This is a genomic window from Rhizobium sp. BK098 (genome assembly GCF_014193155.1).
Taxonomy (GTDB): Bacteria; Pseudomonadota; Alphaproteobacteria; order Rhizobiales; family Rhizobiaceae; genus Rhizobium.
Window position 1 is genome coordinate 57,197 of sequence record NZ_JACHYY010000011.1, and the last position, 14,228, is coordinate 71,424.

Below are 14,228 nucleotides of genomic sequence, written 5' to 3' on the forward strand. Positions count from 1 at the left end.
ACCGTTATGAATATCCAAAATCAGGTGCCTACAGATGCAAATGCCCAGGCCCCGTCCGCGATCCAGCCAGGCTATATGTCCGGATTCGGAAATGGCTTTGAAACCGAGGCGCTACCTGGGGCTCTCCCCATCGGTCGCAACTCCCCGCAGAAATGTGCTTACGGCCTCTATGCCGAGCAACTGAGCGGCTCGCCGTTTACCGCGCCGCGGACAACAAACGAGCGGTCTTGGCTCTATCGAATCCGACCGACAGTGGCCAACTGGGGCAAGTTTGAAAAGGCTGACATCCGTTTCTGGCGGACTGCCCCCGCCCACGAGCTTGATTCTCCAATTGCCCCTATGCGTTGGGACCCAATCCCGCTTCCCGAAGAAAAACTGAGCTTCATTGAAGGCATCCGCACCATCACCACCGCCGGTGACGCAGGAAGCCAAGCAGGAATGGGCGCGCACGTCTACCTTGCAACTCGCTCGATGGAAGACGAATATTTTTATAATGCTGATGGGGAGATGCTGATCGTTCCTGAGCATGGCAGCTTGCGCCTTTGCACCGAGTTTGGCGTCATCGACATCGAACCAGGCGAAATCGCCGTTATTCCGCGAGGCGTGAAGCTTCGTGCGGAGCTGGTCGACGGTCCGGCGCGTGGGTACTTCTGCGAGAATTACGGCGGTGCGTTCAGCTTGCCTGAGCGAGGCCCGATTGGTGCGAACTGCCTTGCCAATCCCCGCGATTTCTTGACCCCGGTGGCCGCGTACGAAGACCGGGACGCCGCTTCCAAGCTTTACGTCAAGTGGTCGGGCAACCTTTGGGTCACTGATATCGAGCACTCGCCGTTAGATGTCGTCGCATGGCACGGCAATTACGCGCCTTACAAGTATGACCTCAGAAAGTATTCACCTGTCGGGCCAATCTTATATGATCATGCCGATCCGTCGATCTTTACGGTGCTGACCTCTCCGTCGGAAACTTCTGGAACGGCGAATATTGACTTCGTCATCTTTCCCGAGCGCTGGCTGGTGGCAGAAAATACGTTCCGGCCTCCGTGGTACCACATGAACGTCATGAGCGAATTCATGGGCCTTATTTATGGCATCTATGATGCAAAGACGGGTGGAGGCTTTATTCCTGGCGGCATTTCGCTTCACAACACGATGCTGCCGCATGGCCCGGACATGGATGCGTTCGAAAAGGCCAGCAACGCGGAACTGAAGCCACACAAGCTCGAAGGCACGCTGGCGTTTATGTTCGAAACTCGCTTTCCGCAAAAGATTACAGCTTTCGCTGCAGAGACGCCATCCTTCCAGAAGAACTATGGTCACTATGGGGCTCGGTTGACCAAGCACTTCAGCCCAAATCAGCGCTAGGAAATTCGGACCAAGCTCCATCGGGAGCACAAGCCGGCGGCTGATGGAGCTTTTCATACTTACGAAGGAGGTGCCAATATCGAATATTGCATGGAATTTCTTACTTCTGCACCACCCCAGCCAAAGTACATCACTCAATATTCTGAGACGCGCTTTCCTCGCGACGCCCTGCGGTAATCTGACGGCGTTCTACCCACAGCTCGGAGAAATGATCGATTGAAATTAGATAAATTTCGATAGCCAACTTCGTAGCAAATGTCCGTGATGGATACATCAGATTCCGATAATATTCTGCAAGCTCGCCCAATCCTCAGACTTAGAATATAGTCCGTGAAGCTGCGTCCTGTGTTCTTGATGAAGAGTCTGCTGAATGTGTTGGTTGACATGTTAACAGCTGATGCAACATCGGGAAGCTGAACATTTTCCATGAAATGTCCATGGATATAAGCGATAGCTCGCTGGATCGTATCGAGCGTGGCGGGGTCAATTGTGGGTGAAAACTCTGCCGAGGAGAGAACTTCAAATTCACTCGAGCCTGCGAGTAGATCCAGGACGCGAAGGAATTCAACAAGCCTCTCCAGGCCCCGCGTCGCACCAATGCGCTCTAGTAGCACGGAGGCCCGTCGAGCCGTAGAACCTGAATATCGCAAACCCCGCTGCGACGCAGTCAGAAACGCGTTCAGCCGCTTCATCTCTGGTAAAATATTCCCGACCTGGTTGATTTTGTCAGGGTGGAATTGCACCACGAGATCTCTTTGGTCGATCCTTTCGCCTTTTGCTATGTGTGAAACCCAGTCATGGGGCAGGTTGCTCCCAACGACTGTGAGGTCGCCGGGATTGAATGTTCCAATGAAGTCCCCGATATAGGCAGTACCTGATGACTTCCGTATGAGATGAATTTCGACTTCCGGATGAAAGTTCCAAAGAGATTTCTTCCAGGGATAGTCGTCCAACCGCCAAAGGAAGGTGTCATGTTCCGCAGTTAGGACGTGCTCGAATTTCGCTGCAAGCCCCGATGTCGCAAGGCTTGCAGCATATGTTTGACGCACATTTGGCGAGGTGCTCATTCGCCCGGTTCCATCAAATTCAACGGTCTAGAGAATAGTGACTAGCTCATCCAGTTTCCACCGTCGACGTTATACGTTTGTGCCACGATATAGTCAGCTTCTCTCGATGCTAAGAACACTGCCATTCCCACCAAATCAGCTGCTGTGCCTATTCGGCCAAATGGGACAGCTTCGCCCACGAGTCGCTTCTTCTCTCCAAGCGCACGGTTTTCGTATTTCGCGAATTTTGCATCCACTGCATCCCAATGCTCGCCGTCTACGACCCCCGGAGCAATCGCATTCACGTTGATGCCATGCTTGATAAGGTCGAGACCGGCCGACTGGGTCAATGAAATAACAGCTGCCTTTGTTGCACAATAGACCGAGACGAGTGCTTCGCCACGCCGTCCGGCCTGACTAGCCATGTTTATGATTTTGCCGCCGCGGCGCCGAGCGATCATCGATTTTGCTACGGCTTGTAGGGTGAACAGGGTTCCCGAAACATTGACAGAGAAAAGCCGATCAAAGCTTTCGCGGGTAATGTCCACGATTGGTGCCAGATCGAAGAGGGCGGCGTTGTTGATCAGGATATCGATTCCGCCTGTTCTGGCCTCGACGGCAGCAACAGCCTCATTGATCGATGCCTGATCAGTTACGTCAATCCCTATCGCGAAGGCGGATGCGCCGAGCTCTATCGCTGTCTCCTCGGCTCGATCAATATCGATGTCAGCAATCGCAACGGTGGCACCCTCGCGGATGTACGCCTCGGCAAACGTTCGGCCAATACCGCGGGCCGATCCGGTGATCAAAGTTGATTTTCCTTCAAGACGTCTCATAAGTGCGCTACTCCGCTTTCGTTGAATCTGTGAATACGAGCCTTGTCCGGCGTCAGGTAGACGATATCGCCGGCCCGGGCCGGGAAATCGCCCGAGCCGCGCGCAGTCACCGTGCCGATCCCGTCAACGTCGATGTGCAGGAAAGTGTCGGAACCGAGATGTTCGGCCACGAGCACCTTGCCCTGCCAGTCGCCTGCGGTAGTCGACAGCAGGGTATGTTCCGGCCTGACGCCGATCGTGTCGCCGCCGAGGCTCTGTGCATAGGCGCCCTTGACGAAGTTCATCTTCGGCGAGCCGATGAAGCCCGCGACGAAGAGGTTGCGCGGGCTGCGGTAGAGCTCCAGCGGCGAGCCGACCTGCTCGATATTGCCGCGGTTGAGCACGACAATCTTGTCGGCCATGGTCATGGCCTCGACTTGGTCATGCGTCACATAGACCATCGTCGTCTTCAGCTGCTGATGCAGCTCGCTGATCTCAAGGCGCATGTTGACGCGCAGCGCCGCATCGAGGTTCGACAAGGGCTCGTCGAATAGGAAGGCGGCCGGCTGGCGCACGATGGCGCGGCCGATGGCGACACGCTGGCGCTGACCGCCGGAAAGCTGGCGCGGCTTGCGCTCCAGATAGTCAGTCAGGTTGAGGACGCGCGCGGCATCCGCCACCTTCTTGTCGATTTCCGCCTGCGGCATGTTCGCCATCTTCAGCGGAAAGGCGATGTTCTTGCGCACGCTCATATGCGGATAAAGCGCGTAGGACTGGAACACCATGGCAAGGCCGCGATCGGACGGCTTCAGATTGGTGCCGTCCTTGCCGTCGATGAGGATCTGGCCGCCGGAGACGTCTTCGAGGCCGGCGATGAGACGCAGCAGCGTCGACTTGCCACAGCCGGACGGGCCGACGAAGACGACGAACTCGCCGTTGTCGATCTCCAGGTCGATGGAAGGGATGACCTTGGCTTCGCCGAAGACCTTGGAGACTTGTTTGAGAACAATGCTACCCATGTTTCTCTTCCTTACTTAACCGCGCCGAAGGTCAGGCCGCGAACGAGTTGCTTCTGGCTGAACCAGCCAAGGATCAGGATCGGAGCGATCGCCATGGTCGATGCCGCCGAAAGCTTGGCATAGAACAGGCCCTCGGGGCTGGAATAGGAGGCGATGAAGGTGCTCAGCGGCGCCGCGTCGACGGCCGACAGATTGAGCGTCCAGAAGGCCTCGTTCCAGGCGAGGATGATGTTGAGCAGCATCGTCGAGGCAAGGCCGGGGATCGCCATCGGCGTCAGCACGTAGATGATCTCTTTTGCCAGCGTCGCACCGTCCATGCGGGCCGCTTCGAGGATTTCGCCAGGAATTTCCTTGAAGTAGGTGTAGAGCATCCAGACGATGATTGGCAGGTTGATGAGCATCAGCACGACGACCATGCCCACCCGACTGGCGAACTGGTTGTTCAGGAGACCGAAGCTCTGGAACAACAGGTAGATCGGGATGAAGGCGCCGACCGGCGGCATCATTTTCGTCGACAGCATCCACATCAGGACGTCCTTGGTCCGCTTGGTCGGCGAGAATGCCATGGCCCAGGCGGCGGGTACTGCGACGAGCAAGCCGAGAAAGGTCGAACCGAAGGCGATGATGACCGAGTTGCCGAAGTGGAGGAAGTAGTCCGAGCGCGACTGCACCTCGAAATAGTTCTCCAGTGTCCAGTGGAAGAAGAGGAACTGCGGCGGCGAGGCAATCGCATCGCCTTCCGTCTTGAAGCTCGTCAGGATCGTCCACAGGATTGGGAAGAAGATAAGGATTGCCACGATCCAGGCGGCGATCGATACAACGATCTTGCGTTGCGTGGTGACTTTGCGTGCCATCTCAAGCCTCCAGATTCTTGCCGACTGCGCGCATCAGGAAGATCGCGACGATATTGGCGAGGATGACGGCGATGATGCCGCCCGCCGATGCGCCGCCGACGTCCTGCGACAGAACGATCTGCGAATAGACGAGATAAGTCAGGTTCGTCGTCGCCGTGCCCGGACCGCCGTTGGTGGTGACGAGTATCTCGGCGAAGGCCGACAGCATGAAGATCGTCTCGATCAGGATGACGACGGTGATGGCCCGCGCCAGATGCGGCAGGATGATATGGATGAACTTCGAAACCGGTCCGGCGCCATCCATCTCGGCAGCTTCCTTCTGCTCCTCATCCAGCGACTGCAGGGCAGTCAGCAGGATAAGTGTCGCGAAAGGCAGCCACTGCCAGGCGATGATGATGATGATCGACAGCAGCGGAACCGTCTCCAGCCAGGTCAGCGGATCAAGCCCGAAGAACCGGAAGAGATGTGCCAGGAGCCCGTTCACCGGGTTCATGAACATATGCTTCCAGATGAGGGCTGCGACCGTCGGCATCACGAAGAAGGGCGCAAGCACCAGCATGCGCACGATGCCCTGGCCGAAGATCGGCTGATCAAGAAGGAGTGCCAGCGCAATGCCGCCGACGACCGTGATCAGCAACGCACCGCCGACAAGCAGCAACGTCACGATCAGCGAGCTGAGGAAGGCCGGATCGGTGATGAAGTATTCGTAGTTGAGAAACCCGAGGAAATCGTGCGTGCCGGGATTCAGCAGATTGTAGTTCAGCGTCGAGAAATAGATCGTCATCACGAGCGGGACGATCATCCAAGCAAAGAGGAGCAGAACCGAAGGCGCCATCATGACGCGTGCGGTGGAACGGGTGTGCAACGTTGCCATTTAAATCACCGGCTAAGGAATAAGAGCCGCCGATGCCATAGGGCATCGGCGGTCAGGAGCGGCGGCGAGTTGCTGAAAGTCTCACCTGCCCTGGGAGCTTTCTACTTGATGTAACCAGCCTTGGTCATTTCCCGAGTAGCCAGTTGCTGTGCGCTGTTAAGCGCCTGGTCGACGGAGATTTGGCCGGCGAGAGCGGCCGAGAACTGCTGACCGACGGCTGTGCCAATGCCCTGAAATTCAGGGATAGCAACGAACTGGATGCCAACATAGGGAACCGGCTTGACGGTCGGATGTGTCGGATCAGCCGAGTTGATCGAGTCGAGCGTCATCTTGGCGAAAGGCGCTGCCTTCTGGTAGTCCGCACTCGCATAGAGCGACGTACGGGTGCCGGGAGGTGCGTTCAGCCAGCCTTCCTTCTGAGCGACGACTTCGGTGTAACGCTTGCTGGTTGCCCAAGCGATGAACTTCTCAGCCGCGTCGACCTTTTGCGAGCCCGCCGGGATTGCGAGGCTCCATGCCCACAGCCAGTTGCCGCGTTTGCCAAGGCCCTTATCCGGAGCCAGAGCGAAGCCGACCTTGTCGGCGACCTTCGATTCCTTCGGATCGGAAACGAAGGAGGCAGCAACGGTGGCGTCGATCCACATGCCGCACTTGCCGGACTGGAACAGAGCCAGGTTTTCGTTGAAGCCGTTGGAAGAAGCACCCGGAGGGCCGGCATCCTTCATCAGCTTGACGTAGAAGTCGAGCGTGTCCTTCCATTCCGGCTGGTCGAACTGTGCCCTCCACTTTTCATCAAACCAGCGAGCGCCGAATGAATTCGACATCGCCGTCAGGAACGCCATGTTCTCGCCCCAGCCTGCCTTGCCGCGAAGGCAGATACCGTAGACTTCTTGGTCCTTGTCGGTGATCTTGCGGGCGGCATCGGCGATGAAGTCCCAGGTCGGAGCATCCGGCATCTTGAGACCGGCCTTCTCGAACAGGTCCTTGCGGTACATCACCATCGAGCTTTCGCCGTAGAACGGTGCCGCATAGAGCTTGCCGTCGGTCGTCAGACCGCTGCGAATGGCCGGAAGAAGGTCATTCACGTCGTAGTCCTTGTCGGCGGCAAGCTTGTCGAGCGGCAGCAGCCAACCTTTCTTTGCCCAGATCGGGACTTCATAGGTGCCGATGGTCAGGATATCGTACTGGCCGCCCTTGGTGGCGATGTCGGTCGTAACCTTCTGGCGCAATACGTTTTCTTCGAGCGTGACCCATTGAAGGTCGATGCCGGGGTTCTTGGCTTTGAAATCATCCGTAAGCTTCTGCATACGGACCATATCGCCGTTGTTTACGGTAGCTATTGTCAAGGTCTCGGCCATAACCGTTGTGCCGAAGGCAAGCGAAATTAGGGCACCGAGCGCCCCCACGACATAATGTTTCATTAGAATCCTCCCAAACATCTCACCTCGCACCGCCGTTCATTCCTTCAAAGGTGAGTGGGGGCGAAATTAGATGATCTGCACACACGAACTAGCGCTTCAGCAATCAAAAACTGGTACTTTTACGCACAGTGCGGCGTGTGGAGAACATTTGAGAGTTGGAATTATATCAAATAATTTGGAGCGGGTGAGCTGGTACACTATGAATTCCCGTGCGTGTCATTCTATGAGACACCACATACCATGGGAACGACTGAGAATTTACTCGTGGTAGAATCTATGCCAAAATTAAGGATGATCAACGATCCGCTTTCTTCCGTCCTCGCCTTGATGGGTACGAGGATCATATGTGCTGCCGTGTTCAAGGCGGGAACTGACTGGGCCATGCGCTTTCCACCCCCCGATAAGATCAAGTTCTTTGTTGTTACACGGGGCGAGTGCCTCGCGAAAATCGATGGTATTGACCATCAATATCATGTGCGGGAAGGCGACGTATTTCTGATTTCGAAACAAAGCTCGTTTACCCTCGCCGCACAAGAACTGGCGCCGGTCCAAAATGGGATCGATATGCTTTCCACGAGCGAGGTCCTTGTTGATTTCGGCGGCGACGATTTGATGTTTTTTGCTGGCCATGTCGATTTAGATTCGATTAGCGGAATCGCGCTTTTGGAGCAATTGCCTCCCGCAATTCACGTTTCCGCAGATTCGTCCCAGGCGCGGACCCTTTCATTTCTTATCGAGCAACTTGTTGAGGAGTATCTAACGTGCATGCCGGGCGCAGCACATGGAAGTAACGCAATAGCGCAGTTAATCTTCCTCCAGTTATTACGGAGCCGAATATCTGACCTGCACGATACCCCTATCGGCTGGCTGAGGGCTCTGGGCGATCCCAATCTAGCCACAGCACTCACTGTCATGCATGCTGACCCCGGTCACGCCTGGACCCTGACAGAATTAGCTAAAGTCGCAGGACTTTCGCGCACAGGATTCGCTGTCCGCTTTAAGTTAGCGGCTGGTATTCCTCCGCTGACTTACCTGAAAGAATGGCGGATGAGGCTAGCCGAGCGTGGGCTAAGGGACGGAACCCCGCTCTCTAAACTGGCTGAAACAGCCGGCTATGCGTCAGAAGCTGCCTTTAGCAGTGCTTTCAAGAGAGTTTTCGGTTTGGCGCCTACGCACTACCTTAGTCGACTCCCGATAGCCGATTACACGAAATAACCCTTCGAGCCCTCTTCATAGCCGTAAATTGCGACCACTACATTTCGTGAACGCTCGCGCATGTAAGTTGTACGTCTGAGCATTCATCGTTCCACGCGCCAAGTCTACAATAACACCTGCTGGCAGTTTGGTCGTTGTGATACCTCATCGCTACTTCGGGCGCATGTTGTCAATCTCTTCGGGTCTGCTGCCAAAGGTTCGAACATTAAAAGGCATACCGATATGAAACTTGAACAGAAGGTCGCACTAGTAACCGGTGGAACACGTGGCATTGGTCGAGCGACTGCTGCGCTTTTCGCAGCGGAAGGTGCCCGTGTTTTCATCACGGGTAGGAACAAAGACGAGGTGGCTTCCGTAGCTTCGCAGCTTGGGCCTAGCGTCACGGGGGTGACCGGCGACGCCACGAACCACAAAGATTTGGACGCTCTCTTTCAGACGATAGGAAACGAAGCGGGCAGACTGGACGTAGTGTTTCCAAACGTAGGCGCTGTCGGTCAGGCGCCACTAGGGGCGATAACGGAGGATTTGTATAACCAAGTCTTTTCGACGAACATTTTAGGCACAATTCTAACAGTCCAGGGGGCTCTTCCACTGATGAAAGGCGGTGGTTCCATCATTTTGAACGCAGGAATACTGGGCATCAAAGGATGGCCAGCCGTTAGCATTATGGCCGCTAGTAAAGCTGCCGTTAGGTCGTTTGCTCGGAGCTGGTCGGCTGACCTAAAGGGCCAAGGAATTAGGGTCAACGCGGTGAGCCCCGGGCCAATCGACACCCCCGGTCTACGCGACTCGCTCGGTTCCGGTCCGCAAGTCGGTGAAGTGTTATCGTACTTCGTTCAATCTATCCCGCTTGGCCGCATCGGCCTTCCCGAAGATATTGCCAAGGCGGTCCTGTTCTTGGCCAGCGATGACAGCAGCTTCATCACTGGCGCCGAACTATTCGTTGACGGAGGGATGGCGCAAGTTTGATGGCCTGGGCCGCCCTTCCTTCTTGAAGGCAGGCGGCCCCCTGCGTCTTCCGATAGTAAAATTCCGCGGGTGAGGATCTACCCCGTCAAAAGGCAGCTGGTTCGTGCCTGACACCATGTAAATGTGGAAGGGGCCGAACCGTGTATATACTGGACTGATGCGTTTTTATATCGCTTTCTGACGCCCCAACTAGGCAACACGTTGGGAGTTGTCTAATCGCACCCCACCCGTCAAGGCAGTTCTTGCAATGCGTTATCCCAATCGGGTTGCGGCCAGGCAACCCAATACGGAGCTGATCTTTGGTTCGAGCCCTCAGCGGCCATGTCATCTTCATGAGCTATCCCGTGCCGGGAGCAGGGTTGTCTCCGCGGTCGACAAAGGTCGCCGCATAATGGGTCTTCGCAGGTTGCGATCTTCCTATGTATTGCGCGCAGTCTTAAAGAGCGCAAGATCATCATAGCCGCTCAAAAGCTCTCTCACATGACCATCAAATGCCCGGCCTTTACTTTTGGGAACGATCAGACCAAACCTCTTCAATACCCCCGGATCTGGTTGCTGAGCTGAGTTGAGATGCTCAGGAGCTGATTGCGTGCCCCGACCAGCGTCCGCGTTAGCATGCTGTCGAATGATTTGACCCGAACCTCTTTGTAGAAACCGGCTTCGGCTAGCTGGGCCAGGCCATCCGCATCATTCGCATCCGTCTTGTTGAGTGTCTCATCCAGAACCTTCTGCGCGTGCCGAGCTTCGATGCAAATCGCGGGCAGTCCTTCCGCAGTCAGTGCATGATAGAACCACGTCGAGAGCGGCCCGGTCTCGAAGACGATGCGCTTGACGTTCGGGGCATGCTTGCGGATCATCTGCGCCAGGACATGCGGATCTGAGGGCCCTTTTCCTCGCCAGATCCGCTTACCATCTTCTCGAATGGCAATCGCAGTATTTTTCAACGAAACGTCGAGTCCCATATATTGGTCCATGGTTGCCTCCCATTTGATGCTTGGGCCCGGTTCGAATCGTGACCCCGTACTTCCATCTTATCGGGGGCAACCAGCCAAATCCGCCATCATCCAGGAACATGGCCGCAGGGATCGCGCCGCGATTACCCCATGTATTGCCCCGGTATTGACACGCGCTCGTCGTAAGAGCAATTCGGGAAGCGTGTCCGGGTTATTGAACCTATGGGCCTAACGATACCCAAACGGGAAATACCCAGGCGCAGTCGCGACGGCAAATCGGTACTTTTTTTGCAGATCTAAAAACGAGTGCCTCGATCGCTACGATCGTATCCGGCTCTCCCGTGAATTTTGAAGTTGGGCAATATGCGCTCTAGCCGCATAGCTTGATGGCAACATCGACCGTGCGAGTCTTTTCCGCACCAGCCGTCATAACACCGGACGATATGCAGTTAGAAATGGATTTCGTTGTGGAAACAAAGAGGCGGTCTGTTTCGTGCCATGTTGCCGCTTCCCGTACAAAGGAAAAGTGCCGGCAATTTCATCAATCGTTGCCGGCTGTTCAAATGCTAGCTGCCGTCGGATTATAAAGGGAAGATCGAGATCGACGACGTGTTAACAGCAAATGTGCAACGTTCGCCCTGAGCAGGTTGCTCTTGGCCCCTTGCGGTCTTGAGCGTTACTCTGTTCGATCCAAGTTCAATAATGTTTCGGTAGTGATCTCCATGGAAAACGCGGCTGATAACGACCCCAGAAAGCTCTTGTTGGTCGGGAGTGTTTGTGGTCACGTAAAACAAATCTTCACATCGAATGAATGCGTTAACTTGTTGTCCATGTTGGAAAGGTTGGCTCGCATGGGCGCGCAACTGCTGGCCGCCGGGCAGTTCTAAGATGATCCATTGCGAAGACGCGTGCTTCACCGTTGCATACAGACAATTATTGTCGCCGACGAAGCCCGCAACAAAGCTGTCGGCAGGCTCCGAGTAGATGGCTTTAGGCGTGTCAAGTTGCACAATTCGCCCCTGATTGAAAACTGCAACGCGATCAGACATGGTCATTGCCTCAGACTGATCATGGGTAACATAAAGCACCGTCAGGGCGAGCTCCCTGTGGAGTCGTGAGAGTTCAAGTTGCATCTCTTCTCGCAACTGCCGATCAAGGGCGCCCAGTGGTTCATCCATCAAGACTAGCTTAGGATTAAAGACCAACGCTCGGGCGATTGCCACACGCTGCTGTTGGCCTCCTGACAACTGACCCGGCTTCCGATCCATCACCTTGCCGAGGTGAACCATCTCCAATGACTTCGTGACGCGGGCCGCAATTTCGTCCCTCGGCCGCCCCCGAATCGCGAGGGGAAATGCTACATTCTGAGCTACGGTCATATGTGGGAAGAGTGCATAATTCTGGAAGACCATCCCCATACCCCGATGTTGAGGAGCAAGCTCTGTTATATTGGTGCCTTCTAGATGGATCGTTCCAGTCGAGGGTGTTTCGAAGCCCGCCACCATCATGAGAGTGGATGTCTTACCGCTGCCGGATGGACCAAGGAACGATATGAACTCGCCCTTTTCCACACGGAGATCAACATCTGTTACCGCTAGATGTCTCGCATCATAGGATTTGCTGATCCCCGACAGCGTCAGCAACGGACTGGGCGTATGTGCGTTCATCGGTGCGCTGCCTCTGTAGTGAAGGTTTTGATGGATGGTCATTGATTACGCCTCTTGAGCAATTCCAAAACGAGCGTGAACAAAATGGAGGTAGCCACTAGGATCGTTGCGGCGACCGCCATAACGGGAGAGGCACCATCACGAAGTCCGGCAAAGAGTTCTAGCGGAAGCGTCTTCTGTTGAGGCCCGGCGAGCATCCCAGAAATGACCACTTCATCGAGGGATATAGCAAGAGCAAAGAAACTTCCGGCCAATAGGCCTGGCAGCGTGAGGGGCAAGACAATCTTGACGAACGCCTGCCTTGGTGACGCACCCAGAGATAGTGCGGCCCTAGTCAAATTTTCATCATATCCTTCAAGCACACCCGAGACCGTGATCAACACAATAGGCGCCGATATTGCAGCGTGCGTGACAATGAGTCCTAGATAGGAGTTAGCCAATCCAATAGGCGCATAAGACACATATGCGCTTACCGCGAATACTACGGTTGGAGTGATGATTGGGAAAGCGCAAATTGCGCGCAGGACCGCTGCTGGGCGACTATTTAGTGCCTTTAGTCCGATCGCAGCCATAGTGCCTAATGTGGTAGCGATTGCGGTCGCGCAGAGGCCGACAAACGCGCTGTTGCCAAGTGAATGCAACCATCGTTCCGTCGTCCAGAATTCAGCCCACCACTCCAATGAGCCTCCGCTCAGGGGCAAGGCCATAAACCTGTTCGGGCTGAATGAAAGCAAGACGATCAGGGCGACGGGTAATAGAAGAAAAGTCAAGATGAGGCAACAGACGATACGCCATGCTGAGACCCTGGTCGAGATTCTATCCCAGCGTCTTGTTGCGATGACTTGGTTCGGGAATTCGGAAACGCTCATCGCGTGCGACTCCTGCTGAGCATGTAGCCGTAGATTGAGAATCCGCAAACTGTTGCAGCGAGCAACCAAACCGACAACGCCGCAGCCATTGGTTCATTAGAAGTCTTCACGGTGAAAAGAGAGATGAACGAGGACACCATCTGATCTGCGCTGCCACCTAAAACCAGCGGAAGTACATAGTTGCCCAACGATAACGCAAAAACCAGCATACCAGCCGCGCCGATAACCGGGTACGTAAGGGGAAAATAGACTTTCCAAAAAGCGGAAGCGGGAGAGGCTCCAAGCGAAAGGGCCGCCTTGACGTAGTTAGGCGAGATGTTTTTCATCCCAGCGAACATTGGCAGAGTTGCTACCGGCATCAATAGCTGCACAAATCCAATGTAAACCGCGGTGCGGGTGAACAAGAGCGACGGCACAGACTCCAAGCCAAAAAGAGAACTTGCGACCACTGAGAGAACGCCGCCTTGTTTAAAGAAGCTAAACCAGGCGAATGTGTTCACCAGTGTGGACGTCCAGAACGGAAGCAAGACGAGTATGAACAGGATATTCTGTATCTTCTCACTTCGGAGCGACATATAGTATGCTAACGGGTAGGAGACGCAGATCGTTAATATCGCTGTTACGAAACTGACCCACAAAGATCGCAGGAGCACATCGCGGTAGATTGCATCGCGTCTGTCTATATATTCAAGTCTTCCATCCACCACTCGAAGGTCGATCGATGCCAGGAGATAACGAAGTGTCCATGGCGAGGATGCATCAGCGATGGCAGCCCAAGTCGCAGGTTCGGACCAAACTGGCGATATAGCCTCAAAATCTTGCGCTGTCAGACCGTCTTCTTTTCCAGTTCTCAGGGAACGTGACGTCTTAGACATCAAACCTCTAAACCCGGGAATGTCCTGGTTCAATCGCGCTCCGAGATCTGAGAGCGCACCCGGACTCGCTTTCATAATATCGCGACCGAAAGAGGCGTAAGTCGGGGCACCCGGGGGCGAGTGATGATCCCACCCCCTCAGGCTTTCTACAGTCTCCGGCAACGCGTTTACTACCCGTGTATCCCATACTGACTTCGAGAGCATCACTGAGACAGGTGCGAAGAAGAAGACAGCGAGGAACACAAGCATGGGCGCGCACAGGAGATATGCTTTTGTAATCTTGCTCATC

12 protein-coding genes and 1 pseudogene are annotated in these 14,228 nt (G+C 55.0%); 3 read left to right on the forward strand and 10 right to left on the reverse strand.

Features of this window, described 5'->3' with window-relative positions; all coding sequences use genetic code 11:
* The first annotated feature begins 6 nt into the window (after positions 1-6).
* Complete coding sequence (gene hmgA, locus FHT73_RS24140) at positions 7-1,362, forward strand: homogentisate 1,2-dioxygenase (protein ID WP_183715338.1); 1,356 nt, start codon at positions 7-9, stop codon at positions 1,360-1,362.
* A 134-nt stretch (positions 1,363-1,496) separates the two neighbouring features.
* Here hmgA and FHT73_RS24145 read toward each other — a convergent pair whose 3' ends face one another.
* The 6 genes from FHT73_RS24145 to FHT73_RS24170 all read right to left on the reverse strand — a co-directional run bounded on the left by FHT73_RS24145 (position 1,497) and on the right by FHT73_RS24170 (position 7,397).
* Positions 1,497-2,429: an AraC family transcriptional regulator gene (locus FHT73_RS24145; protein ID WP_183715340.1), complete on the reverse strand. Its 933-nt coding sequence runs from the start codon at positions 2,427-2,429 to the stop codon at positions 1,497-1,499.
* A 41-nt stretch (positions 2,430-2,470) separates the two neighbouring features.
* Positions 2,471-3,244, reverse strand: a complete 774-nt coding sequence (locus FHT73_RS24150; RefSeq protein WP_183715341.1) for an L-iditol 2-dehydrogenase — start codon at positions 3,242-3,244, stop codon at positions 2,471-2,473.
* A complete protein-coding gene (locus FHT73_RS24155; protein ID WP_183715343.1) occupies positions 3,241-4,242 on the reverse strand; it encodes an ABC transporter ATP-binding protein in 1,002 nt (333 codons plus the stop codon). Before FHT73_RS24155 ends, FHT73_RS24150 begins: the two co-directional genes overlap by 4 nt.
* Before the next feature lie 11 nt (positions 4,243-4,253).
* Positions 4,254-5,096 (reverse strand): carbohydrate ABC transporter permease, encoded by an 843-nt coding sequence (locus FHT73_RS24160; protein ID WP_112410066.1) that lies wholly within the window; start codon positions 5,094-5,096, stop codon positions 4,254-4,256.
* Between the two features lies 1 nt (position 5,097).
* A complete protein-coding gene (locus tag FHT73_RS24165; protein ID WP_015341208.1) occupies positions 5,098-5,970 on the reverse strand; it encodes a sugar ABC transporter permease in 873 nt (290 codons plus the stop codon).
* A gap of 101 nt (positions 5,971-6,071) precedes the next feature.
* Positions 6,072-7,397, reverse strand: a complete 1,326-nt coding sequence (locus tag FHT73_RS24170; protein WP_183715507.1) for a sugar ABC transporter substrate-binding protein — start codon at positions 7,395-7,397, stop codon at positions 6,072-6,074.
* Positions 7,398-7,631: 234 nt separating this feature from the next.
* Here FHT73_RS24170 and FHT73_RS24175 point away from each other — a divergent pair, with 234 nt between their 5' ends.
* Together FHT73_RS24175 and FHT73_RS24180 are read left to right on the forward strand one after the other, a co-directional pair.
* Complete coding sequence (locus FHT73_RS24175) at positions 7,632-8,606, forward strand: AraC family transcriptional regulator (protein WP_183715345.1); 975 nt, start codon at positions 7,632-7,634, stop codon at positions 8,604-8,606.
* Between the two features lie 222 nt (positions 8,607-8,828).
* A complete protein-coding gene (locus FHT73_RS24180) occupies positions 8,829-9,575 on the forward strand; it encodes an SDR family oxidoreductase (protein WP_183715347.1) in 747 nt (248 codons plus the stop codon).
* Positions 9,576-10,034: 459 nt separating this feature from the next.
* On the opposite strand, the pseudogene FHT73_RS24185 reads toward FHT73_RS24180, so the two are convergent.
* The 4 genes and pseudogenes from FHT73_RS24185 to FHT73_RS24200 all read right to left on the reverse strand — a co-directional run.
* Positions 10,035-10,549: pseudogene (locus FHT73_RS24185) on the reverse strand (transposase); the annotation flags it as partial.
* Positions 10,550-11,109: 560 nt separating this feature from the next.
* Positions 11,110-12,237 carry an ABC transporter ATP-binding protein gene (locus FHT73_RS24190; RefSeq protein WP_348648153.1) on the reverse strand — a complete coding sequence of 376 codons (1,128 nt, stop codon included), beginning with the start codon at positions 12,235-12,237 and terminating at the stop codon, positions 11,110-11,112.
* The gene (locus tag FHT73_RS24195; RefSeq protein ID WP_183715349.1) at positions 12,234-13,064 is read right to left on the reverse strand and encodes an ABC transporter permease; all 831 of its coding nucleotides are present in this window, start codon (positions 13,062-13,064) and stop codon (positions 12,234-12,236) included. Before FHT73_RS24195 ends, FHT73_RS24190 begins: the two co-directional genes overlap by 4 nt.
* Positions 13,061-14,227 (reverse strand): ABC transporter permease subunit, encoded by a 1,167-nt coding sequence (locus FHT73_RS24200; protein WP_183715351.1) that lies wholly within the window; start codon positions 14,225-14,227, stop codon positions 13,061-13,063. Before FHT73_RS24200 ends, FHT73_RS24195 begins: the two co-directional genes overlap by 4 nt.
* Between the last annotated feature and the right edge of the window lies 1 nt (position 14,228).